General features: G+C 63.6%; 21 protein-coding genes. 12 read left to right on the top strand and 9 right to left on the bottom strand.

Annotated features, from left to right (window positions below):
• Window positions 1-2: 2 nt before the first annotated feature.
• Window positions 3-866, bottom strand: a complete 864-nt coding sequence (locus tag IB241_RS01865; protein WP_192296701.1) for an MBL fold metallo-hydrolase — start codon at window positions 864-866, stop codon at window positions 3-5.
• 94 nt (window positions 867-960) lie between these two features.
• Here IB241_RS01865 and IB241_RS01860 point away from each other — a divergent pair, with 94 nt between their 5' ends.
• The 6 genes from IB241_RS01860 (at window position 961) to IB241_RS01835 (ending at window position 8,010) form a co-directional block, all read left to right on the top strand.
• Window positions 961-1,296, top strand: a complete 336-nt coding sequence (locus tag IB241_RS01860) for an ArsR/SmtB family transcription factor (protein WP_071487178.1) — start codon at window positions 961-963, stop codon at window positions 1,294-1,296.
• A 52-nt stretch (window positions 1,297-1,348) separates the two neighbouring features.
• On the top strand, window positions 1,349-2,593 hold the full coding sequence (locus tag IB241_RS01855; protein WP_192296700.1) for an FAD/NAD(P)-binding oxidoreductase: 1,245 nt from the start codon (window positions 1,349-1,351) through the stop codon (window positions 2,591-2,593).
• Window positions 2,594-3,406, top strand: a complete 813-nt coding sequence (locus IB241_RS01850; RefSeq protein ID WP_192296699.1) for a sulfite exporter TauE/SafE family protein — start codon at window positions 2,594-2,596, stop codon at window positions 3,404-3,406.
• Between the two features lie 145 nt (window positions 3,407-3,551).
• Window positions 3,552-4,727 carry a porin gene (locus tag IB241_RS01845; RefSeq protein ID WP_192296698.1) on the top strand — a complete coding sequence of 392 codons (1,176 nt, stop codon included), beginning with the start codon at window positions 3,552-3,554 and terminating at the stop codon, window positions 4,725-4,727.
• A gap of 252 nt (window positions 4,728-4,979) precedes the next feature.
• Complete coding sequence (gene nosP / locus IB241_RS01840) at window positions 4,980-6,125, top strand: nitric oxide-sensing protein NosP (protein WP_192296697.1); 1,146 nt, start codon at window positions 4,980-4,982, stop codon at window positions 6,123-6,125.
• Window positions 6,067-8,010, top strand: coding sequence for a NahK/ErcS family hybrid sensor histidine kinase/response regulator (locus IB241_RS01835; protein WP_192296696.1), 1,944 nt, complete (start codon window positions 6,067-6,069; stop codon window positions 8,008-8,010). The genes nosP and IB241_RS01835 overlap by 59 nt, the downstream gene beginning before the upstream one ends.
• A 131-nt stretch (window positions 8,011-8,141) precedes the next feature.
• Here the strand turns inward: IB241_RS01835 and IB241_RS01830 are convergent, their stop codons facing one another.
• The 6 genes from IB241_RS01830 to IB241_RS01805 all read right to left on the bottom strand — a co-directional run bounded on the left by IB241_RS01830 (window position 8,142) and on the right by IB241_RS01805 (window position 13,147).
• Window positions 8,142-8,807, bottom strand: coding sequence for a response regulator transcription factor (locus IB241_RS01830; protein WP_192296695.1), 666 nt, complete (start codon window positions 8,805-8,807; stop codon window positions 8,142-8,144).
• A gap of 27 nt (window positions 8,808-8,834) precedes the next feature.
• Entirely contained in the window at window positions 8,835-9,374 is a 540-nt protein-coding gene (locus tag IB241_RS01825) for a PQQ-dependent catabolism-associated CXXCW motif protein (RefSeq protein ID WP_192296694.1), read from the bottom strand.
• A 97-nt stretch (window positions 9,375-9,471) separates the two neighbouring features.
• Entirely contained in the window at window positions 9,472-10,263 is a 792-nt protein-coding gene (locus tag IB241_RS01820; RefSeq protein WP_192296693.1) for an ABC transporter permease, read from the bottom strand.
• Window positions 10,260-10,991, bottom strand: a complete 732-nt coding sequence (locus tag IB241_RS01815; RefSeq protein WP_192296692.1) for an ABC transporter ATP-binding protein — start codon at window positions 10,989-10,991, stop codon at window positions 10,260-10,262. The genes IB241_RS01820 and IB241_RS01815 overlap by 4 nt, the downstream gene beginning before the upstream one ends.
• Window positions 10,988-11,947: a YVTN family beta-propeller repeat protein gene (locus IB241_RS01810; RefSeq protein ID WP_192296691.1), complete on the bottom strand. Its 960-nt coding sequence runs from the start codon at window positions 11,945-11,947 to the stop codon at window positions 10,988-10,990. The genes IB241_RS01815 and IB241_RS01810 overlap by 4 nt, the downstream gene beginning before the upstream one ends.
• Window positions 11,948-11,974: 27 nt before the next feature.
• Window positions 11,975-13,147 carry an ABC transporter substrate-binding protein gene (locus tag IB241_RS01805; protein WP_192296690.1) on the bottom strand — a complete coding sequence of 391 codons (1,173 nt, stop codon included), beginning with the start codon at window positions 13,145-13,147 and terminating at the stop codon, window positions 11,975-11,977.
• A gap of 275 nt (window positions 13,148-13,422) precedes the next feature.
• Between IB241_RS01805 and IB241_RS01800 the strand changes: the two genes are divergently transcribed.
• Both IB241_RS01800 and IB241_RS01795 read left to right on the top strand, forming a co-directional pair.
• Window positions 13,423-14,685, top strand: coding sequence for a HAMP domain-containing sensor histidine kinase (locus tag IB241_RS01800; protein WP_192296689.1), 1,263 nt, complete (start codon window positions 13,423-13,425; stop codon window positions 14,683-14,685).
• Window positions 14,682-15,308, top strand: a complete 627-nt coding sequence (locus tag IB241_RS01795) for a response regulator transcription factor (protein ID WP_192296688.1) — start codon at window positions 14,682-14,684, stop codon at window positions 15,306-15,308. Before IB241_RS01800 ends, IB241_RS01795 begins: the two co-directional genes overlap by 4 nt.
• Window positions 15,309-15,453: 145 nt before the next feature.
• On the opposite strand, the gene IB241_RS01790 is transcribed toward IB241_RS01795, so the two are convergent.
• Complete coding sequence (locus tag IB241_RS01790; RefSeq protein ID WP_192296687.1) at window positions 15,454-16,095, bottom strand: pentapeptide repeat-containing protein; 642 nt, start codon at window positions 16,093-16,095, stop codon at window positions 15,454-15,456.
• Between the two features lie 160 nt (window positions 16,096-16,255).
• Window positions 16,256-18,151 (bottom strand): quinoprotein ethanol dehydrogenase, encoded by a 1,896-nt coding sequence (exaA, locus tag IB241_RS01785; RefSeq protein WP_192296686.1) that lies wholly within the window; start codon window positions 18,149-18,151, stop codon window positions 16,256-16,258.
• A gap of 255 nt (window positions 18,152-18,406) precedes the next feature.
• Between exaA and pedF the strand changes: the two genes are divergently transcribed.
• The 4 genes from pedF to IB241_RS01765 are packed head-to-tail and all read left to right on the top strand — an operon-like array spanning window position 18,407 to window position 21,439.
• Window positions 18,407-18,868: a cytochrome c-550 PedF gene (gene pedF, locus IB241_RS01780; protein ID WP_192296685.1), complete on the top strand. Its 462-nt coding sequence runs from the start codon at window positions 18,407-18,409 to the stop codon at window positions 18,866-18,868.
• Window positions 18,869-18,871: 3 nt separating this feature from the next.
• The gene (locus IB241_RS01775; protein WP_192296684.1) at window positions 18,872-19,747 is read left to right on the top strand and encodes a substrate-binding periplasmic protein; all 876 of its coding nucleotides are present in this window, start codon (window positions 18,872-18,874) and stop codon (window positions 19,745-19,747) included.
• Window positions 19,744-20,493 carry a quinoprotein dehydrogenase-associated SoxYZ-like carrier gene (locus IB241_RS01770; RefSeq protein WP_192296683.1) on the top strand — a complete coding sequence of 250 codons (750 nt, stop codon included), beginning with the start codon at window positions 19,744-19,746 and terminating at the stop codon, window positions 20,491-20,493. The genes IB241_RS01775 and IB241_RS01770 overlap by 4 nt, the downstream gene beginning before the upstream one ends.
• Window positions 20,494-20,509: 16 nt before the next feature.
• Complete coding sequence (locus IB241_RS01765; RefSeq protein WP_192296682.1) at window positions 20,510-21,439, top strand: quinoprotein relay system zinc metallohydrolase 1; 930 nt, start codon at window positions 20,510-20,512, stop codon at window positions 21,437-21,439.
• The last annotated feature ends 13 nt before the right edge of the window (window positions 21,440-21,452 follow it).

Below are 21,452 nucleotides of genomic sequence, written 5' to 3'. Positions count from 1 at the left end.
ATTCAGAGCTGGTTGAGCGGGATTTTCAGATACACCACCCCATTGTCTTCCGCCGGCGGCATATTCCCCGCCCGTACATTCACCTGGATCGCCGGCAGCAGTAGGGTCGGCATGCCCAGGCCCGCATCGCGTTGGGTGCGCATCGCCACAAACTGCGCCTCATCCACCCCGTCATGCACATGAATATTCCCGGCCCGTTGTTCCGCCACGGTCGTCAGGCATTTCGCCGCGCGGCCCTGCGGTGGGTAGTCATGACAGACGTACAGTTCAGTTTCCAAGGGAAAGCTCAGCAACTTGCGCATCGACCCATACAACTGCCGCGCATCGCCGCCGGGAAAGTCGCAGCGGGCGGTGCCGACGTCGGGCATGAATAGCGTGTCGCCCACCAGGATCAGCCGGCCATCGATCAGGTAGGCCATGTCCGCCGGCGTATGCCCCGGCACGTGCAGGGCCTGGGCCGTGAGGTTGCCGATATGAAACACCTCATCCGGCGCAAACAGATGATCGAACTGCGAGCCATCGGCGCGAAACTCCGGCTCCAGGTTGAACAGGTTCTTGAACACACCCTGCACGGTGCTGATGCACTGGCCGATGGCGATCTTGCCGCCCAGGGTGCGCCGCAGGTAAGGCGCGGCGGACAGGTGATCGGCGTGGGCGTGGGTTTCCAGCAGCCATTGCACGTGCAAGCCCTGCTCGCGCACGAAGGCGATGACCTTGTCGGCCTGGGTGGTATCGGTACGCCCCGATGCCGGGTCGTAATTGAGTACCGAGTCGACGATGGCACACGGGCTGCCGTGGTCTTCATAGACGACGTAGGTGTAGGTCGACGATGCCTCGTCCAGAAAGGCTTGAATCAACGCTGGCATGGCGGCTGTCCCCGGTGGAGAAAAAAGTGGTTACAATCAGTTTACGTTTTCACATAATGTTTTGAGCTTAAGTGACGCAAAGGACCCGAGGCAAATGGAATCTACTCTGAGTGAAGGCGAAGTCGCCCAGTTGCGCGCATCGGCGTCCAAGGCCTGTTCATTGCTCAAGGCGCTGGCCAATGAAGACCGCCTGCTGATCCTCTGCCAACTGACCCAGGGCGAACGCAATGTCGGCGAGTTGGAAACCATGACCGGCGTGCGTCAGCCCACACTGTCGCAGCAGCTGGGCATCCTGCGTGATGAAGGGTTGGTCGCCACCCGCCGGGAAGGCAAGTACATCTACTACGGGCTGGCCAGTCACGAAGTGATCCAAGTGATGAAGACCCTGTCCGGCCTGTACTGCGGCGCGGTCATCAAAAGTTGGGCGTGACGCCATCCGGCAGCGCCCCTTGTGTGCATTGAATAAAAAAAGGCAATAGACCATGACCGACCAACACTGGGGACCGACCATCAGTGGCGATATCGTAGTCATCGGCGGCGGCTCGGCAGGCATCGGCCTGCTGGCCAGCCTGCTCAAGCGCGACCCCCACCTGAACATCACCCTGATCGAACCCAACGATTACCATTGCTACCAACCCGCCTGGACCCTGGTGGGCGGCGGTGCCTACGACGTGCGCAAGACCCGCCGGCCCCTGGCCGATGTGTTGCCCAATGGCGTTGCCTGGATTCAGGCTGCCGTCAGTGAACTGCTGCCAAACGAGCGCACCCTGGTCCTCGACAGCGGCCAGCGCGTCACCTGGCAAAACTTGATCGTGTGCCCCGGCCTGCGCCTGGCCTGGGAGCAAATCGAAGGGTTGCAAGCGACCCTCGGGCACAACGGCGTCACGTCCAACTACAGCTACGAACACGCGGCCTACACCTGGCAACTGGTGCAGCAACTCAAGGGCGGCAAGGCGATCTTTACCCAGCCCGCCATGCCGATCAAATGCGCCGGCGCGCCGCAGAAGGCCATGTACCTGTCCTGTGATCACTGGCTCAGGCAGGGCGACCTGAACAACATCGACGTCGAATTCAACCTCGCCGGCATGGCGCTGTTCGGCGTGCCGACGTTCGTGCCGCCGCTGATGAAGTACGTGGAGAAATACAACGCCCGCCTGACCTTCAGGTCCAACCTGATCAAGGTCGACGGCCCGGCCCGCAAAGCCTGGTTCGAGGTGCACGACGCTGACGGCACCGTCACGGTGGAAGAACGATTCTTCGACCTGTTGCACGTGGTCCCGCCCCAAGTCGCCCCGGATTTCATCCGCCAAAGCCCGCTGGCCGACGCCGCCGGCTGGTGCGAAGTGCACCCCCACAGCCTGCAACACCTGCGTTACCCGCATATCTTCGGCCTCGGTGACGTGTGCTCCACCAGCAACGCCAAAACCGCTGCGGCGGTGCGCAAGCAGATCGTGGTGGTGGCCGAGAACCTGCTGGCCCTGCGTCAACAGGCGCCGCTGCCGCTCAAGTACGACGGCTATGGTTCGTGCCCGTTGACGGTGGAGAAGGGCAAGGTGGTGCTCGCCGAGTTCGGCTACGGCGGCAAGCTGTTGCCGACCTTTGCCCTGGACCCGACCCGTGCACGCCGTTCGATGTGGTTCCTTAAGGCCACGTTGCTGCCGTGGTTCTACTGGAACGGCATGCTCAAGGGCCGTGAATGGCTGACCCGTCTGAGCAAGGTGGACTGAATGCTGCTCGCCACGGTGTTGGGATTATTGATGGGCCTGGTGATGGGCCTGACCGGCGCGGGCGGCGGCATCCTCGGGGTGCCGGCGCTGGTGCTGGGGTTGGGCCTGAGCATGACCCAGGCCGCGCCGGTGTCTTTGCTCGCGGTGGGCGCGGCGGCGGCGGTGGGGGCGATCGACGGTCTGCGCCACGGCCTGGTGCGCTACCGCGCCGCGCTGCTGATCGCCTTGTTGGGCGCGTTGTTTTCGCCGGTGGGTGTGTTCCTCGCCCATCAACTGCCGGAAGCCGTGCTGATGGGCCTGTTCAGCGCACTGATGGTGCTGGTGGCCTGGCGCATGTTGCAGCGCGAGAAAACCGAGCCTGGGCCAAGTGATCACGGCACCTCATCCTGGGGCCAGAAGAACTGCATGCTCAACCAGCAGACCGGACGCCTGGCCTGGACCGCCAAATGCAGTGCGACCCTGGCGGCGTTGGGCGCGGTGACAGGCGCTGTCTCCGGGCTGCTCGGCGTCGGTGGCGGCTTCCTGATCGTGCCCGCGTTCAAGCAGCTCACCGATGTACAGATGCGCGGCATCGTCGCCACCTCGTTGATGGTGATCAGCCTGATCTCGTTGATCGGCGTTGCGGGCTCATTCCATGCCGGGGTGCGGATCGAATCGGTGGGCTGGGTGTTTATCGGCGCGAGCATCGTCGGCATGCTCGCCGGCCGGCGCCTGTGCTCGGTGATTCCTGCGCGCACCTTGCAGGTCGGGTTTGCCGGCCTCTGTGTACTGGTGGCGGTCGGCATGTTGATCAAGGCCGGTCTTACGCACTAAGTGCCGGGCCTGGCTTACGCCGAACTTGCCGGGCACCCGCGGCCCGCCCAAAGCACCCGCAAACCAAGGCCAAGGCAGCGTAGGCCGTGGCTTGCGGGGTTTCGATAATCGCCTCCGACATCAAGTCCCCGTTGCGGAGCGCGCCATGCATAACAATAAGAATGTCCCCCTGCGTCTGTTGCCTGCCTTCATCGTCGGCCTCGGCCTGAGCCCATTGGCCAACGCCGAAATCATGCTGTACGACAAGGACGAAACCACCTTTTCCACCGACGGCTACATCAACGCCTTCTACGTCAACAGCGACGTCGACCGCGCGGGTGACAAGTACGACCGCCGCCAGGCCCGCGTGAAGATGGGCTTCTTGCCCAACTACCTGGGCTTCAACATGAGCAAGCAGGTCGACGACCTCAAGCTCGGCGCCCGCGCTTCGTTCTGGGTGACCATCAACGACAGCGAAACCAACGGCACCGACACCGCCATCGACGTGCGCCAGTTCTACGGCACCGTGGCCAACCCGGAGTGGGGCGAAGTGCTGATCGGCAAGGACTTCGGCCTGTTCGCCCGCTCCAACATCCTGCTCGATGAGTTGCTCGCCGGTTACGGCCAGGTCAGCGACAGCCTCGGCCTGGTGGACGGCGGTGGCGTGTCGTTCGGCAACATCGGTAGTGGCTACCCGTACCCGTTCCCGAGCTCGCAGATCACCTACCGCACCCCGGTGATGGACGGCCTGCGCGTCGCCGTCGGCATCCTGGACCCGGTCGACACCAACGACAGCAGTGCCCTGGGCAAGGCCTACCAGAAGAACCCGCGCACCGAGAGCGAGATCACCTACCAGTTCGACGTCGGCGGCGCAAAGATCTACAGCTGGCTCAACGGCAGCTACCAGACTTCCGACAACACCGACTCCAACGTCGCCAGCGTCACCTCCAAGGGCCTTGGCTACGGCGTGCAGGCCAAGATGGGCGGCTTGTCGCTGACCGGCTCGGGGTTCCAGGCCAAGGGCATCAACCCGTTCTTCACCAACAACGCCGGGGAGGCGACGTTGCGTAATGTCGACAGCAACGGCTACCTGGTGCAGGGCTCGTACAAACTGGGCAAGAACCGTCTGGCGCTGTCCTATGGCAAGACCAAGGACGACGGCAATGGCGTGGTCGGCAGCGGCGCGGATTATGAAACCCGTGGGATTGCGCTGTTCCATGATGTGAATGCCAACCTGAAGCTGGTGGCGGAGTACAACCAATTCCAGATCAAGGGCCATGACACCAATGCGCAGAATGAAGACACCGACACCTTTGCCGTAGGTGCTGTCTTGACTTGGTAACGCAGTCATAAATGTGGGAGCGGGCTTGTGTGGGAGCGGGCTTGCTCGCGAAAGCGGAGTGTCAGTCAACAGATTCAGTGGCTGATCCACCGCCTTCGCGAGCAAGCCCGCTCCCACAAAAAGCCCTCCCACATGTTGATCTCCAGTGATCTTGAGATATTCATCCCAACGCATCCCCCCACCCAGTACCCAAGTAGCATAGGGCCCACCCCTCGGCCTTCGTACACTGACGCCTTAGAGGGGGAACCAACGATGCACAACAGTGAAGGCGTAGTCAGTGCCATGTCCCAGGCCACCGATGCCGGGCAGGCCGCCGAAGAGTTGGCCCGGCAGTTGCTGCACCCGTACCTGGGTTTCGTGCTGTTTTTCTGCTCTGCGTCCTATGACCTGCAGGCCCTTGGCCAAGCGCTGCAACAGTGCTTCGGCAAGGTGCGCGTGGTCGGCTGCACCAGTGCCGGCGAGATCACGCCCCAGGGTTACGGACGCAACTGCATCACCGCGATGGGCTTCAACCACGCGCACTTTTCCATCGCCACCGAGCTGATCGATCAAGTCGAGCACTTCAGCCTGATCGGTGCCCAGGATATGGTCGAACGCCTGGTCGGCGGCTGTCGCAGCAACACCCTGGCGCCGATCAAGGGCAACACCTTCGCGCTGACCTTGCTCGACGGGCTGTCGAGCCGGGAAGAAATGGTCCTCGCCGCCCTCAGCGCGGCCCTGGGCGACATCCCGCACTTCGGCGGTTCGGCCGGCGACGACAACTTCCTCACCCACACCCACGTGTACTTCAATGGTGTGTTCCACAGCGGCGCGGCGGTGGTGGTGCTGGTCAATACCTGGCTGGATTTCGAGGTGTTCACCACCCACCACATCCTGCCGCGTACCGAAAAACTGGTGGTGACCGGCGCCGACAGCCCGTCACGCCGGGTGTTCGAACTCAACGCCGAACCGGCCGCCGAAGAATACGCCAGGCACATCGGCGTAGCCGTGGCCGACCTCGACCACCGCGTCTTCGCCGCTCACCCGTTGGCAGTGCGTATCCACGACCAGTACTACGTACGCGCTATCCAGCAAGTGCACGAAGACCTCAGCCTGAGTTTCTACTGTGCGGTGGAAAACGGCATCGTGCTCACCGTGATGCGGCCCGGGCCGATCCTGCCGAACCTGCAAAGCCTGTTCGACGGCCTGCACACGCGCCTCGGCGACCTGCTGCTGACCATCGGCTGCGACTGCTTCCTGCGCCGCATGGAGTTGGAAGACAACGGCGACCTCGAACACATCGGCAATTACCTGCGCGAGAGACGGGTGCTGGGCTTCAATACCTACGGAGAACAGTTCAATGGCATGCACATCAACCAGACCTTCACCGGGGTCGCCATTGCCCGTGGCCGACGCTGAACTGCGCGCCCAGGTCGCCCAGCTGCAACAGGCCAATCACAAATTGGCGCGGATCAACGCGGCCCTGATCGAGCGCATCGAATCCGGCATGACCCAGGGCAACAACCCGTACACCACGTTCCAGCATTCGGTGGTGCTTGCCGAACAGGTGCGCGAACGCACCGACGCGCTGAACCAGGCGATGGCCGAACTCAAGGCCAGCAACCACCTGCTGATCAACGCGCGGCTGCGCGCCGAAACCCTGCGCGGCGAGCAGGCCGCGGCGCAAAAAGCCCAGGAAAGTGAACGCTGGATTCGTCTGATCACCGACAACGTGCCGGCGCTGATCGGCTACCTCAACGCCGACCTGGTCTACGAGTTCACCAACAAAGTCTACGAAGAATGGTACTGCTGGCCGCGCGGCATGATGCTCGGCCAGAGCCTGCGCGAAGTGCACAGCGAGCAGCACTGCCAGCGCCTCGACGCTTACGTCGCCCGCGCCCTGGCGGGTGAGAGCGTGACCTTCGAATTCGCCGAAACCAACATCAACAACCAGGAGCGCTACATGCTGCGCTCCTACGTGCCCAACCTGCTCGCCAGTGGCGAGGTGGTGGGGATCTTCGTGCTGATCCGCGACATCACCGAACGCCGCCGCACCGCCGAGGCCCTGCACCAGGCCTATCAGCACCTGGAGCAGCGCGTGGCCCAGCGCACCTCGGAACTGACTGCGCTCAACGATCAGTTGTTGCAGGAAATCGACGAGCGCCGACGCATGGAAACCCGCCTGCGCGAAGCCAAACAAGAGGCGGAAAAGGCCAACCTGTCGAAAACCAAGTTCCTCGCCGCCGTCAGCCATGACTTACTGCAACCGCTCAACGCCGCACGCCTGTTTACCAGCGCACTGCTGGAGCGCCCCAGCGAAACCCTGGTGCGCAACGTGAGCAACTCCCTGGAAGACGTGGAAAACCTGCTGGGCACCCTGGTGGATATTTCCAAACTCGACGCCGGGGTGATCAAGGCCGACATGGCGCCGTTCGCCCTCAGCGAACTGCTGGAAAACCTCGCCGCCGAATACACCGAACTGGCCCGCGCCGAAGGCCTGGAGCTGCACTTTGTCGGCTGCTCGGCGCTGGTGCGCAGCGACATCCAGCTGCTCGCACGAATCCTGCGCAACCTGCTCAGCAACGCGCTGCGCTACACCTACCAGGGCCGTGTGGTGCTGGGCTGCCGACGCCAGCAGCAGCGTTTGCTGATCCAGGTGTGGGACAGCGGCATGGGCATTGCCGAGGAGCGCCTGGAGGAGATTTTCCAGGAGTTCAAGCGCGGTGACGTCCAGCGCCCGGACCAGGATCGCGGGCTGGGCCTGGGCCTGGCCATCGTCGAGAAAATCGCCGGAATCCTTGGCCATCGCATCAGCGTCAAATCCTGGCCGGGCAAGGGCTCGATGTTTAGCGTGGAAGTGCCGCTCAGCGCCACCGCGCCCAAGTCGCTGCCGATGCCGTGCATGAGCGAAGCGCTGCTGGAACGTTTGCAGGGCGCGCGGGTGTGGGTGCTGGATAACGACGCGGCGATCTGCGCGGGCATGCGCACCTTGCTCGAAGGCTGGGGTTGCCGGGTGACCACCGCCTTGTCGGAACAGGACCTGGCCCGGCAGGTGGACAACTACCATGCCGAGGCGGACCTGCTGATCGCCGACTACCACCTCGACGACGACCAGAACGGCGTCGACGCCGTGGCCCGCATCAACGCCCGGCGCGGCACTGCGATCCCGGCGTTGATGATTACCGCCAACTACAGCAATGAACTCAAGCAGCAGATTCGTGAGTTGGGGCATACGTTGATGCACAAGCCCGTGCGGCCGATGAAGTTAAAGACAGCGATGAGTCACTTACTCGGCCGCCCCTGACAAAACGCAGATCAAAATGTGGGAGCGGGCTTGCTCGCGAATGCGGTGGGTCAGTCAATGAATCTAGTGACTGACCCACCGCATTCGCGAGCAAGCCCGCTCCCACAGTGGATCTCCATAGGGCAGGGGGATCAGCGGCGCAGGTAGGAGCCGAAGTCGATATCGCCGGCACTCAGAATCGCCTGCACCCGGTTATGCACATTCAACTTGCGCAGGATCGCCGACACATGGGCCTTCACCGTGGTTTCGGCAATCTCCAGCGTGTAGGCGATCTGCTTGTTCGATTCGCCCTTGGTCATCCGCTCCAGCACCAGCAATTGCTTGCGGGTCAGCGCCTGCAGCAGCTCCGGGGCAAAGCCCGGGGTGTCGTTCATGCGGCGTTGGCTGGGGTTTTTCTGGGTGCGGATGATGTCGGGCGGCAGGTATACGTTGCCGTTGAGGATCTGCTGGATCGCTTCGGTCATTTGTTGGCGCGGCGACGACTTGGTGATGAACCCCACGGCGCCGTAGGTGATGGCTTGCAGCACGATCTGCTTGTCCTGCTCGGCCGAGACGATCACCACCGGGATGGTCGGCGATTCGTTGCGCAGGTTGATCAGGCCATTGAGGCCGTGCATGCCGGGCATGTTCAAATCCAGCAGGATCAGGTCAAGGTCGTCGTGGTCCTGGGTCAGCGCGAGGGCGCTGTCGAGGTCGGCGGTTTCCATCACTTCGCTGCCGGGAAAGCCGTCGCTGATGACGTTGTGGATCGCCTCGCGAAACAGCGGGTGATCGTCGGCAATCAGGATTTTGTACATGGCCGTTCACCTTCTTGTTGTGGTTTTTTATTGAAAGGGCTCGGGTGTCGCAGCCATCACTGGCAGTTTTGCCGCTTCCCATGCATCCAGGCCATCGCGATACCAATACACCGAGGTATAGCCCAGATTGGCGGCTCGTTTTACCGCGTTCCAACTCAACCAGCAATCGGAGCGGCAGTAGAAGACCAACGGCCGGGTCAGCTGACCGCCGGTGAATGTGTACAGGTGGCGTGCGAAGTAGCTTTGCCATTCGGGCGTGAGGTCGCCGTCGCCGGTATTGGCCAGCCAGTGGCTGCCGGGCAGGTTGGCGTGGGGCTGGTCTTCGATGAAGCGGCCTTGCAGGTATTGGCGCCGGTACACATCGATCAACACCGGCGCCGGGGTCTGGGTGAGCAGGGCTTGCAGGGCAGGGGTGTCGACGATGGTCGCACCGGGCGCCTGTGCCGGCGTGGGGCTGCGGTACAGGCTGATGCGGTAGCCGTCGGTGGAAAACAACGGCGCCTCAGCCTGGGCGTTGGCGCAGAGCAGGCACAGCAAGGCCAGCAGGGGCAGTCGGGCGGGCAGCATGGCAGGTCAATCCTTATCGTTATGCGGCCATTACACGTCAGTCCCGCTGCCTTGGGAATGCGACGATAGACACGAAAACCAGTACTAAAGGAGTAGATCAGCCGTTTTTGCGCAGGGCGGCATGCTGCGGATTGAAGGTCAGCACCGCCAGCACCGTGAACACCACGGTCAGCCCCAGGCACACCAGCAGGGCCAGGCCGGCGAAGCGTTGGTAGAGGGCAAAGCGCACCAGTTCCACCGCGTGGGTGAACGGGTTGACCGCGCACAGCCAGTACAGCCACTCGCTGGAATCGCGCATCTTCCACAGTGGGTAGAGCGCCGACGACAGGAAGAACAGCGGGAAGATCACGAAATTCATCACCCCGGCAAAGTTCTCCAATTGGCGTATCCCATTGGACAGCAGCAAGCCCAGCGCGCTGAGCATCAACGCCACCAGCAACAGCGCCGGCAAGGCGATCAGCAAGCCCAGGGCCGGCGGTTGCACACCATACACCCAGGCAATCGCCAGGAACCCGTAGACCTGCAACAGCGAAATCAACGAGGTCGCCAGCAGCTTGCTGCACAGCAAAAACGTGCGCGGCAGCGGGCTGGTCAGCAGCACGCGCATGCTGCCCATCTCACGGTCGTAGACCATCGACAGCGAGCCCTGCATGCCGTTGAACAGCAGGATCATGCAGGCCAGCCCCGGGATGATGTACACCTCGTAGGGGATGTAGGTGTCGTAGGGTTCGATCACCGAGATGCCCAGCGCTGCCCGAAAGCCTGCGGCGAAGACCAGCAGCCACAGCAATGGCCGCACCAGGGCGCTGAGGAACCGTGTGCGCTGCAAGACAAAACGCAGCCATTCGCGCAGGACGATGCCGCTGAAACACTGCCAGTAGGCGTTCATGCCGCCACCTCTGCGTGGGTCAGTCGTGCGAACAAACCGCTCAGGTCGTCGCCTTGCTCCAGCAGCAGGTGGTCGAGTTGCCCGCTGGCCACCAGGCGGCCCCGATGCAAAATCATCAAGGCGTCGTCAGCCTGCACTTCATCGAGCAAATGGGTGGTCCACAGCACGCTGATGCCTTGTTCCAGGCACAGCGTGCGCACGTGTTGGTTCAGCGCCAGGCGGCTGGCCGGGTCGAGGCCGACGCTGGCTTCGTCGAGCAACAGCAGGCGCGGCTCGTGCAGCAGGGCGCGGGCGATTTCCACGCGGCGGCGGTGGCCGCCATTGAGTTCGCGGACCTTTTCCCGGCGCCGCTCGCCCAGGGCCTGGCGCGCCAGTTCGGCCTCCACCCGCAACCCGGTCTGACGCCGCGACAGGCCGTGCAGCGCGGCGTGGTAACGCAGGTTCTGTTCGACGCTCAAATCCAGGTCCAGGGTGCTTTGCTGGAACACCACGCCGAGTTGGCGCAACGCCTCACGCGGCGCCTCGCGCAATGAATGCCCGCCCACGCGGATGTCGCCGGCCTGCAAGTCATACAAGCGCGTGAGCAGCGCAATCAACGTCGATTTGCCCGCGCCATTGGGCCCTAGCAACGCCGCAAAACGCCCGGGCGCCAGGCTGAAACTCACCTCGCGCAACGCCTGGCGCGCGCCGTAGGAGAAGCTGATGGCGCTGGCGTCCAGCGCGTTCATGGCGTGACCACCACGCCCCACGGATAGCGCCCGACCTTGACCGACTTGAGCACCTTGAGGCTGTCCACGTCGATCACCGACACGTCGCCGCTCACGCCGTTGGTGGCCAGCAACTGTTTCTCATCCGGGGTGAATGCCAGCTGCCACACACGACGGCCCACCAGCAGGTAGTCGAGGATCTCGTAGGTCTTGGCGTCGATCACCGCCACATGGTTGGCCGGGCCGAGGGCGACAAAGGCGTATTTGCCGTCGGCACTCAGCTTGATGCCCACCGGCTGCACCTTGTCCGGGTGCACGCCTTTGATCTTGAAGGTCAGGGTTTTGAGGATTGCGCGGCTGGCCACATCCAGGATGGTCACGGTGCCGCCGATTTCCGCCGAGGCCCACAGTTGCGTGCCGTCATGGTTGAATTCGACGAAGCGCGGGCGTTGGTCCACCAGGGTGCTGTCGGCCAGGGTCTGGGTGCTGGTGTCGATCCAGTGCAGCATGTTCGTGGTTTCGCTGGTGTTCACCGCCCACTTGCCGTCGGGGCTCACGGCCATGCCTTCGGGCTCGACGCCGACGTTGATCTGGCCGAGCACCTTGGCGGTCTCGGTGTCGATCACGGTGACCAGCGCGTCGTCTTCGTTGGAGACGTACAGCCAGCGGTTGTTGGGGTGCAACGCGAATTGCTCGGGGTCTTTGCCGGAGGGCAGCTCCTTGACGATCTTGCGCGTGGCCACGTCCATCACCTGCACGCGGTCCGAGTCGCTGGCGCAGATGTACAGCAGCTTGTTGTCATGGGACAGCAGCAGGCCGCGTGGGCGCTGGCCGACCTTGAGGGTGTCGGTGACTTGCAGGGTCTGCATGTCGATCAGGCTCAGGCTGTTGTCTTTCTCGTTGGAGACCCAGGCCGTGGCGGCCACGGCGTGTCCGGCGGCAAGCAGCAGGGCGCAGGAGAGCAGGGTGCGGCGCATGGCGTATTCCTTATTGTTGTTGTGTGTTCAGGGAAAGCGGCAGGTCACCTCGGGTTTGTCGTAGCCCAGGCTGTCCATTTCGTTGAAAGGGTGCAGGAAACCGTCCTGGGGCGAGGTGCTCACCAGTGCACGGGGTTGCACGATGGGGATCGGCTGGCGCAGTTGGCCATTCCACGGGCGATAGCTGAGCTTGCGGCCCTTGAAACCGTCCAGCGGCAACTGCTCGCTGATCTCCAGCTGGCGGATGTTCATCGGGTCGACCTCGCGCAGCTTGCTCACTGCACTGGCGACGCTGCGCACGGCCATCCAGGCGGCGAAGTCGCGGTCGTTCATCCAGCGTCCGGCGAGGGCTTCGAAGCGTTTTTGCAGTTGGGCGGCGCCGTAGGTTTCGACGCTCTTGTGCCAGCCGGTGGGCGTCAGGCCCTGAGTGCCGGCGACCGGGCGCGGGTACCAGGTCTGGTAGGGCACGTATTCGCCGAAGTCGCCGCGCTCGTCGGCGACCAGCACCACGTCGTATTCGGCGGTCTGGGTGAACAACGGCATGTCGGCCTGGGCGCTACGGCGCTGGTCGTTGTCGAAACGCCAGGCTTTCTCCGCCACCAGTTGCAGGCCAAAACGCTTGGCTGCGCGGCGCAGGGCGGCGGCGTAGGCTTGATCGTCCGCGGTGGGGCCGACGATCAGCAGCGCCTTCTGCCATTTGCGCGTCACCAGAAATTGCGCCAGCGCATCGGCGAGCATGGCCCGGCTGGGCAGGCTGTGCAGCACGTTACCCAGGCAGTCGGTGCTGCGCAGGCTGTCATCGGGGCTGCCGGCGTTGAACAGCAGGCTGTCGGGCAGTGCGGCGCTGAGTTGGCGCAGGCTGGCGGCGGGGGCGTTGACGACAAACAGGCGCAGGCCTTGGTCGTGTTGTTTCTGCGCGGCGGCAAGCAGGTCTTCGGGGTTATCGACTGTTGCGTCGATCAGGCTGTAGCGCTGGTTGAGAAAGGCGCCGGTGCTGTTGCTGTCGATGATCGCCAATTCGGCGCCGCGCAACCCGGCATCGGTGGGTTCGGCAATCACGTTGGACAGCAACGGCCCCGGGTCCGGACGATAGCCGAGGTAGCCGATCTGCACTTGCAACGGTGCCTCGGCGGCCTGGCCGGCGGTAGCCCAGGTGAGTGCCAGCAGGCAGGTCACGGCGAAAGGGGCGAGCTGGCGCATAAGGCACTCCAAGACAGTTGGCGCCAGCATATAAAGCCCGGTTACCCCTGCAAATATGCAGAAAGTAGCGCTGGGGCAGTACCAAGGTAGTAGCCCGCCGCACGCGGTGCGGTTTTAGCATGGGGCTCCAGTATCCGCTGCGGGGGTTGCACGATCATGCGAATTATCAAGGCGTTGCTCTTGCCGTTCCTGCTGATCGTCAGCCTGATCGGTATCGACCGACCCCACGCACCGCGCTCGGCGGCGCTCGTGCCGACTGTGCTGGCGCGCTAGGCATGTCGGCGCTGTGGCGGATCAACCTGTGGGTGTGCGGTTTCTTCGCGCTGGTCACCTGCGCCTGCACGGCGTTGCTGATGCATCAGGCCCTGGCGGATGTGGAGCGCGAGTTGCAATCGGCCGAAGCGGTGGTGCATTACCTGAGTGAAACCGCCGTGCGCGATCCGGCCAGCCTGCAACCACGCCTCACGGCCAGCCTGCGCCATGTGCGCGTGCACTGGTTGGGCGCAGATGAAACCCCGCTCGCGCCGGAGCAAGAGGGGCTGGATGCGTGGCTCGGGCGCCTGCTGTTTGCCCAGGCGCGCCACAGTGCCGAGGTGCTCGACCTGGCCGATGGCCGGCGCGTGTCCATCGGCGTCGACCCGCGTGACGAGATCGATGAGGTCTGGGATTCCTTGCAGCAACTGCTGGGCCTGTGTGCGCTGGCATTGGCCCTGAGCCTGTTGACCATTCGCTGGGCGGTGCGCCGTGGCATGGGCGTGCTGGACGAATTGCTGTTGGCCCTGCAGCACGTGTGCAGCGGCCGTCTCAATGTGCGCCTGCGCGGCGCCGGGGTGCCGGAGGCGCAGCAACTGGCGCGGCATTTCAACCGCATGACCGATGCCCTCGAACAGGCGCGCACCGACAACACCCGGCTGACCCAAACCCTGCTGGCGGTGCAGGAACAAGAGCGCACCCGCCTGGCCCAGACCCTGCACGATGACCTCGGCCAGTACCTGGCGGGGATTCGCGCCCAGGTGTGCCTGTTGCCGCTGATCGCCCATCAACCCGCCACGCTGACGCGTACCGTGCATCTGCTGGAAGAACACTGCGACCACTTGCAGCAGGGCTTTCGCGAACTGGTCCACGACCTTTACCCGGTGGCCCTGCAACACCTGCCGATGGCCGAGGCGTTCGGCATGTTGGTGACGCAATGGCGTGCCAGCCATGGCATCGACTGCCAGTTGCAGGTCAGCGAGGCGCTGCCGCCGCTGTCCCCGGCCGACAAGACCCACCTGTATCGCTTGCTCCAGGAAGCCTTGACCAACATCGTGCGCCACGCCGGTGCCAGCCAGGTGCGCGTGCGTTTGCAGCATCGCGGTACGCGCCTGCGCCTGTGGGTGCGCGACAACGGCCACGGCGCGCAGCAGCCTCAGCGGCGCGGTGTGGGCCTGCATTCGATGTATGAACGTGCGCGCTGTTTGGGCGGCGAATTGAAGATCATCAGTCATCCCGGCGCCGGTTGGGCGCTGGCGTTGGACATGCCTGTGGAGGCGTCATGAATATTCTGTTGGTGGATGACCACGCCGTGGTTCGCCAGGGTTATGCCAGTTTGTTGCGCGCGTTGTTGCCGGCCATTGAAGTGCGCGAGGCGGCCAGCGGCGAAGAAGCCTTGGCGCGGGTACACGAGGCGGTGCCGAATCTGGTGATCATGGACTTCGGTTTGCCCGGCATCAGCGGCCTGGAAACCACCCGGCGCCTGCGCCAGCGCTTGCCGCAACTGCGTGTGCTGTTTTTCAGCATGCACGATGAACTGCCATTGGTGCGCCAGGCGCTCGACGCCGGCGCGGCGGGCTACCTGACCAAAAGCTCGGCGCCCCAGGTGTTGATCGAAGCGGTGCGGCGCATCCTCGATGGCCACGCCTACATTGAACAACCCCTGGCAACCCAACTCGCCTGCCAGCCCACCGACCCGCGTTTGCACAGCATGACACCACGGGAGTTGGAGATTTTCCTGATGCTCGCCAAAGGCACCCCGGCGCGGCAGATTGCCGAACAGCTGAGTATCAGCAGCAAGACGGTGTCCAACCACCTGACTTTGCTCAAGAGCAAGTTGCAGGTGAGTTCCCATGCGGAGTTGGTGCATGTGGGGATTGATATGGGGGTGGTGCGGGTGGCGGGGTGACGAGTTCTCTCTGATGCACACCGGCCTCATGTGGGAGCGGGCTCGCGAAAGCGGTGGGTCAGCTAGCACATCTGATACTGACACACCGCATTTGCGAGCAAGCCCGCTCCCACACAAGCTCACACACCTATAGATCTGCGGTGCGCTAACGATCCCAGGTGGTGGGGCAATCCTTGCAGCCCTCCATATTCGCATCCTGGAAGTTCGCATAGTGCTGGCGGCTACCCGTAAGGGTGGCCTTCTCCAGATTGCTTTCCCCGAATTTGGCCTCCTGCAAATTGGCATCGCTCAAATCTGCCCCTTGCAGCTCTGCCTTGCTCAGCCAGGTCATTTCCAGGTCTGCCGCACGCAGGTTGGCCTTGTGCATCTTCGCCCCCGACAGTCGTGCGAATTGCAGATAGGCCGCGCTGAGGTTGGCGTTTTCAAATTGCGCGCCCTGGGCAAACAGGCCCCAGCCTTGTACGGCCATCAAGGTGGCGCCGCTGAAGTCGGCGAGGCGCAGGTTGGCCTGTTGCAGGCTGGCACGGGTGAGGTTGGCGCCTTGCAGTTGGGCTTTTTCCAGGTTGGCCAGGTCGAGGTTGACGTGGCGCAGGTCGGCATCGCGCAGGTCGGCGCCGGCCAGGTTCATGCCGCTGAGGTTCTGGTTGCGCAGGTTGGCGCCCTTGAGGTTGGCGCCGGGGCATTGGCTGTGTTCGGCGAGGGTGCAGCCGTTGATGATCAGCGGGGCGTCGTCATCGGCGTGGGCCACGCAGACAGCGATCAGGAGCAATACGGGCAAATAGTTCATCACGATACCTTTGTAGTGAGCGGGCTTGCCCCGCGCTGGGCGGCGAAGCCGCCCCAAACGGTCCGCCGCGGTGTTTCAGAGAGACCGAGGTGTCTGGTCTTGGGGCGGCTTCGCCGCCCAGCGCGGGGCAAGCCCGCTCACTACGGCCACCTTGTAAGGGTTATTGTTGGGCGGTTTTCAGATCCCAACTCGGAATCTTGAATACCCAGAACGACCCGCCCTGTGCCACCGGCTTGGTCAGCTCGGCCATGTCGCCGCCCCACAACGGCACCGCGCCGCCGTAGCCGACGGTCACGCCGATGTACTGCTCGCCATCCTGTTCCCAGGTGATCGGCGGGGAGACGATGCCGCTGCCGGTCTGGAACTTCCACAGCTCCTTGCCGGTTTTCGCGTCGAAGGCTTTGAAGAATCCGTCGCCGGTGCCGGTGAACACCAGGTTGCCCTTGGTCGCCAGCACGCCGGCCCACAGTGGCAGGTGTTCCTTATGCTCCCACACCACCTTGCCGGTAGTGGGGTTCATCGCCCGCAGGGTGCCGACGTGATCGTCATACATGCGCTTGATGCGGAAACCCATGCCCAGGTACGCCGAGCCCTTCTTGTAGTTGACCTCTTCGGTCCAGTATTCCTCTTTCCACTGGTTGCCCGGGATGTAGAACAGGCCGGTGTCCTGGCTGTAGGCCATGGGGTTCCAGTTCTTGCCGCCGAGGAACGGCGGCGACACCTCCACCGGCTTGCCTTTGGTTTCACCCGGCAACGGTTTGGCTGGGCGTTGGCCTTCGTTCTCGACGGGGCGGCCAGTCTTGAGGTCGATGTGGCTGGCCCAGGTGATGTTGTCCACGAACGGGAAGGCGTTTTGCAGCTTGCCGTTGTTGCGGTCCACCACATAGAAGAAACCGTTGCGGTCGGCGTGGCCGGTGGCCTTGACCACTTTGCCGTCTTTGCCCTTGTAGTCGAACAACACCAGTTCGTTGTTGCCGGAGAAGTCCCAGGCATCGTTTGGTGTGTGCTGGTAGAACCACTTCACTTCCCCGGTACTTGGGTCGACGCCGACCTGGCCGGAGGTGTAGAGGCTGTCGAAGTCGTGGGGGTTGCCGTCCTTGGACGTGCGCGCCCAGGTGTTCCACGGGCCGGGGTTGCCGGCGCCGACGATGATGGTGTTGGTCTCGGCATCGAAGCTTGCGCTCTGCCAAGGTGCGCCGCCGCCGTGGCTCCAGGCCTCGACCTTGCCGGTTTCGGTCGTCGGGTCATCCGGCCACGAAGGTGCCTTGACGTCGCCGGTCGGGGTGCTGTCCTTGCCGTTGAGGCGGCCCATGTGGCCCTCCACGAACGGACGCATCCACACTTCTTCGCCGGTGTCCGGGTCGCGCGCATACAGCTGGCCGACCACGCCGAATTCATCGCCGGAGCTGCCGTGGATCAGCAGCACCTTGCCGCTGACCTTGTCCTTGATCAGCACGGGGGCACCGGTCATGGTGTAGCCGGCGGCGTGGTCGCCGAACTTCTTGTTCCACACCACTTTGCCGGTGTTTTTGTCGAGGGCGATCAGGCGCGCATCAAGGGTGCCGAAGTAGATTTTGTCGCCGAAAATCGCTGCGCCGCGGTTGACCACGTCACAGCACGGGCGAATGTTGTCTGGCAGGCGGTGGTTGTAGGTCCACAGGCGTTTGCCGGTCTTCGCGTCGAGGGCGAATACGCGGGAGTACGAGCCGGTGACGTAGACCACGCCGTCGCTGACGATGGCCTGGGATTCCTGGCCGCGTTGTTTTTCATCGCCGAACGAGTAAGACCAGGCCGGCGTGAGCTTGAATACGTTCTTGTCGTTGACCTGGGCCAGCGGGCTCCAGCGCTGGGCGTTGGTGCCCATGCCGTACTGCAGCACGTCCTTGGTGGTCAGGTGGTCGTTGGCGATGTCTTCCCAGGTGACGTTGCGCGTTTGCTTGGCGGCAGGTTCGGCGGCGGCAAAACCTGCCGCACTGAAGGACAGGCTGCCCACCAGCAAAAAGGCTTGCACGGCAAGGCTTACGGGGGAGCGGGAGGGGAGCGATCTTATTGTCATGGTTTGCAGTTCCCAGTTGAGGTTTTGGCCTGCACAGGGTGGTGCGCCGAGGCGCTGGCTGGATACGGAAAATTTCCCGCTGTTGCCGGGAAGACTTCCCGAACCGCCGCTGATTTGGACGTGCCCCACAAGCCCTACTACCAAGGGAGTAGGACGCGACCACCAAAGCAGCATACGGCGCGGGACTGCGGGTTCCTAAGATGGTTGCCATAGCCTCTGCAATGAGGTTTGCGTGCAATCCTGAGGACAAAAATAATGACAACAAAACGCAATGCCTTGCTCGTGGCCGGCTTGTTGGTGGGTGTGATCGGTGTGGGTAACGTCTGGGCCCATGGCAACGTGGTGCCCCAGGCTGTGGAGACCAAAGGACTGACGCCGATCAAGGATACGGGTGTACCGCTCGACGCCGATGGCTGGGCCGCCAACAACCCGTATCGCAAGTCCCCTGAACACGACAGGGCCGTCGAAATCGGCTCCTCCGCCTACAACCAGAACTGCGCCGCGTGCCACGGTCTGGAAGCCAAGTCCGGCGGCATCGCCCCCGACCTGCGCATGCTCGACGAAGGCGACGCCGGGGATGAGTGGTTTGTCGAGCGCGTGCGCCACGGTGCGGTGCGGGATGGCCGTGTATACATGCCGAAAATGGCCGACTACCTGAGCCAGGAAGCCTTGTGGGCGGTGCGTACGTACCTGGATTCCGTGCGCGTCGAGGAGTAAGCCATGCGCCTGCTCAGCGTCGTGTTCGGCCTGGCCTTGCTGTGCTGCCAGGCGGCACAGGCCCAGGTGCGCAGCTATGACCAGATGATCGCCGCCGGCGAGTTGAAGGTGGCGGTGTACAAGGATTTTGCCCCCTACAGTTTCGACGACGGCGGCACCCCGCGCGGGGTGGACGTGGAGTTGGCCCAGGCGCTGGCCAAGGCCCTGGGCGTGCAACTGAAGCTGATCTGGGCGCCGGCCGGCGAGAAGCTCGACGACGACCTGCGCGACTACATCTGGCGCGGCAGCCCGTTGCACAACCAGCAACTGGCCGACCTGATGCTGCGCGCGCCTTACGACCACGAATACGCGCAGCGGCGCAACGACCAGGGTGAATTGGAAAACGGCCATGTGGTGATGTTCGGGCCGTACCAGAACGAACAATGGCAGGTGGCGTACGACCGCCGCCGCCTGGACAAGGTCGCCAGCGTGGCGGTGTTCGAGGAACACCCCATTGGTGTCGAAGTCGACAGCGTGCCGTCGTTTTACCTGACCTCGGTGTTCAACGGCATGCTGGCGCGCAAGACCCGTCACTATCCCAACGTGCCCCAGGCCTTTGCGGCGATGAAGGCCGGGGAGATCGATGCGGTGATGGCGATGCGTGGCGAGATTGACTGGCAGGTGCATCAGGCCAACGACCCGCAACTGGCCCTGGCGCAAAACGCTTACCCGAACATGGGGCGGCAACGTTGGGAGATCGGCATGGCGGTGCATGAAAGCAATCGGCAACTGGCCTATGCCGTGGAGGAAGCGCTGGAAGGCCTGATCCGCGATGGCAGCCTGCAAGCGATCTACAGCCGTTACGGCCTGCGTTACGAAGTGCCCGAGATGTACCAATGAACTGGCGCCTGACGGTGTTACTGGCCTGCCTGTTGCCGTTGGCAGCGCCCGCCAGTGAGGTCGATCCGGTGCCGTCGGTGATGTGGGCGTTCTATCACAAGCAGTTCCTGAACGACGCGCCGTTCGTGTTCGACGAGCGGGTCAAGCTGTTGGCGCCGCCGTTCGCCGAAGACGCGCGGCAGGTACCGTTGGAAATCGATGCGCGGGCCTTCAAGGGCAGGGTGGTGCGCATCTTCGCCTGGGCCGAGCTGAACCCGCTGCCCAAAATCGTCGACTTTCAGCCCAAGGCCGGGGTGTTGCCCTGGCTGTCGCTGCGCATCCGCATCGAGCAGGCCACGCCGCTGCGCGCCGCCGTGCTGACCGATGACGGCGTGTGGCACGTCGGCTCGACCCTGATCGACGCCGCCGGCGGCGGCTGCACCGCGCCGAGCGTGGTGCGCACCCAGCCAGGGTGGGAAGAGCATATCGGCGAGGTACTCGGCGGGCGTTACCCCCGTGGCGAGTACAGCCGCGTGCGTGTGCAGATCGCGCATCCGATGGACAACGGCATGGTCAGCGGCATCCCCGAGTTTTACCTCAACCACGCCCAACTGCTTGGGGACAACGGCCAGGTCATGGCCGAGCTGGAGCTGTTCCCGGCGGTCAGCGAGAACCCCAACCTGGCCTTCGATATTGAGGGCGCCGGGCAGACGCGCCTGGTGCTGCGCGACAACAGCGGCAACGAGTTCGACGCGGCCATCCCCTGACCAGAAGGAGCGCGGCATGCGCTGGATACTGTTGTTATGCCTGGCCCTGAGCCTGCCCGCCATGGCCGACATGGACTATGCCCTCAAACCCCGGCAGATCGCCGAAGGCACCTGGCTGCTGGAAGGCAGCACCGAGAATTTCGCCAAGGCCAATGGCGGCAATATCGTCAATGTGGCGTTTATCGTCACCGAGGCGGGCGTGGTGGTGATCGACACCGGGCCGTCCAGACGCTACGGCGAAGCGCTGCGCCAGGCCATCGCCAGTGTCACGTCCAAACCGGTGATCCAGGTGTTGCTGACCCATCATCACCCCGACCACGCCTTGGGCAATCAGGCGTTCAAGGATGTGCCCATTGGCGCCCTGGCCAACACCACAAAGCTGTTGCACGAGCAAGGCGACAGCATGGCGGAAAACCTCTATCGCATGGTCGGCGACTGGATGCGCGGCACAGAAGTGGTGTTGCCGGGCCAAGTGCTGGAGCCCGGTGTGCGCAGCTTCGGCAATCATGATCTGCGCCTGCTGGCGCTGACCGGGCACACCGGCGCCGACCTGGCGATTCTTGACCAGAGCACCGGCGTATTGTTTACCGGCGACCTGGTCTTCTACCAACGCGCCCTGACCACCCCCAACAGCCCCGGACTCGCCGCCTGGCTGGCCGACATCACCACTCTGCAAGGGTTGCCCTGGACCCTGGTGGTGCCCGGTCACGGCCCGATCGCCACGGATGCGCAACCCTTCGAACAGATGCGCGACTACCTGACCTGGCTCGATCAACTGTTGCGCGACGGTGCCGCCAACGGCAGCGACATGACCGAGATGATCCGCAGCCCGATCCCCGAGCGCTTCGCCGCCATCAGCCTGAGCCGCTATGAATTGATCCGCAGCGTCAGCCACCTGTACCCGGGCTACGAGCGCGAACAGATGCACCCGCTACTAAGGAACTAGCAAACTCGATACT

This window comes from Pseudomonas sp. PDM05 (genome assembly GCF_014851685.1).
In the GTDB taxonomy this organism is placed as follows: domain Bacteria; phylum Pseudomonadota; class Gammaproteobacteria; order Pseudomonadales; family Pseudomonadaceae; genus Aquipseudomonas.
Note: the sequence above shows the minus strand (reverse complement) of the source record. Positions and strands in the feature narration are given on the sequence as shown.

Bases quoted from the DNA above. Each gene is read 5' to 3' on its own strand.
- IB241_RS01865 (WP_192296701.1), bottom strand. From the start codon at position 866: ATGCCAGCGTTGATTCAAGCCTTTCTGGACGAGGCATCGTCGACCTAC.
- IB241_RS01860 (WP_071487178.1), top strand. From the start codon at position 961: ATGGAATCTACTCTGAGTGAAGGCGAAGTCGCCCAGTTGCGCGCATCG.
- IB241_RS01855 (WP_192296700.1), top strand. From the start codon at position 1,349: ATGACCGACCAACACTGGGGACCGACCATCAGTGGCGATATCGTAGTC.
- IB241_RS01850 (WP_192296699.1), top strand. From the start codon at position 2,594: ATGCTGCTCGCCACGGTGTTGGGATTATTGATGGGCCTGGTGATGGGC.
- IB241_RS01845 (WP_192296698.1), top strand. From the start codon at position 3,552: ATGCATAACAATAAGAATGTCCCCCTGCGTCTGTTGCCTGCCTTCATC.
- nosP (WP_192296697.1), top strand. From the start codon at position 4,980: ATGCACAACAGTGAAGGCGTAGTCAGTGCCATGTCCCAGGCCACCGAT.
- IB241_RS01835 (WP_192296696.1), top strand. From the start codon at position 6,067: ATGGCATGCACATCAACCAGACCTTCACCGGGGTCGCCATTGCCCGTG.
- IB241_RS01830 (WP_192296695.1), bottom strand. From the start codon at position 8,807: ATGTACAAAATCCTGATTGCCGACGATCACCCGCTGTTTCGCGAGGCG.
- IB241_RS01825 (WP_192296694.1), bottom strand. From the start codon at position 9,374: ATGCTGCCCGCCCGACTGCCCCTGCTGGCCTTGCTGTGCCTGCTCTGC.
- IB241_RS01820 (WP_192296693.1), bottom strand. From the start codon at position 10,263: ATGAACGCCTACTGGCAGTGTTTCAGCGGCATCGTCCTGCGCGAATGG.
- IB241_RS01815 (WP_192296692.1), bottom strand. From the start codon at position 10,991: ATGAACGCGCTGGACGCCAGCGCCATCAGCTTCTCCTACGGCGCGCGC.
- IB241_RS01810 (WP_192296691.1), bottom strand. From the start codon at position 11,947: ATGCGCCGCACCCTGCTCTCCTGCGCCCTGCTGCTTGCCGCCGGACAC.
- IB241_RS01805 (WP_192296690.1), bottom strand. From the start codon at position 13,147: ATGCGCCAGCTCGCCCCTTTCGCCGTGACCTGCCTGCTGGCACTCACC.
- IB241_RS01800 (WP_192296689.1), top strand. From the start codon at position 13,423: ATGTCGGCGCTGTGGCGGATCAACCTGTGGGTGTGCGGTTTCTTCGCG.
- IB241_RS01795 (WP_192296688.1), top strand. From the start codon at position 14,682: ATGAATATTCTGTTGGTGGATGACCACGCCGTGGTTCGCCAGGGTTAT.
- IB241_RS01790 (WP_192296687.1), bottom strand. From the start codon at position 16,095: ATGAACTATTTGCCCGTATTGCTCCTGATCGCTGTCTGCGTGGCCCAC.
- exaA (WP_192296686.1), bottom strand. From the start codon at position 18,151: ATGACAATAAGATCGCTCCCCTCCCGCTCCCCCGTAAGCCTTGCCGTG.
- pedF (WP_192296685.1), top strand. From the start codon at position 18,407: ATGACAACAAAACGCAATGCCTTGCTCGTGGCCGGCTTGTTGGTGGGT.
- IB241_RS01775 (WP_192296684.1), top strand. From the start codon at position 18,872: ATGCGCCTGCTCAGCGTCGTGTTCGGCCTGGCCTTGCTGTGCTGCCAG.
- IB241_RS01770 (WP_192296683.1), top strand. From the start codon at position 19,744: ATGAACTGGCGCCTGACGGTGTTACTGGCCTGCCTGTTGCCGTTGGCA.
- IB241_RS01765 (WP_192296682.1), top strand. From the start codon at position 20,510: ATGCGCTGGATACTGTTGTTATGCCTGGCCCTGAGCCTGCCCGCCATG.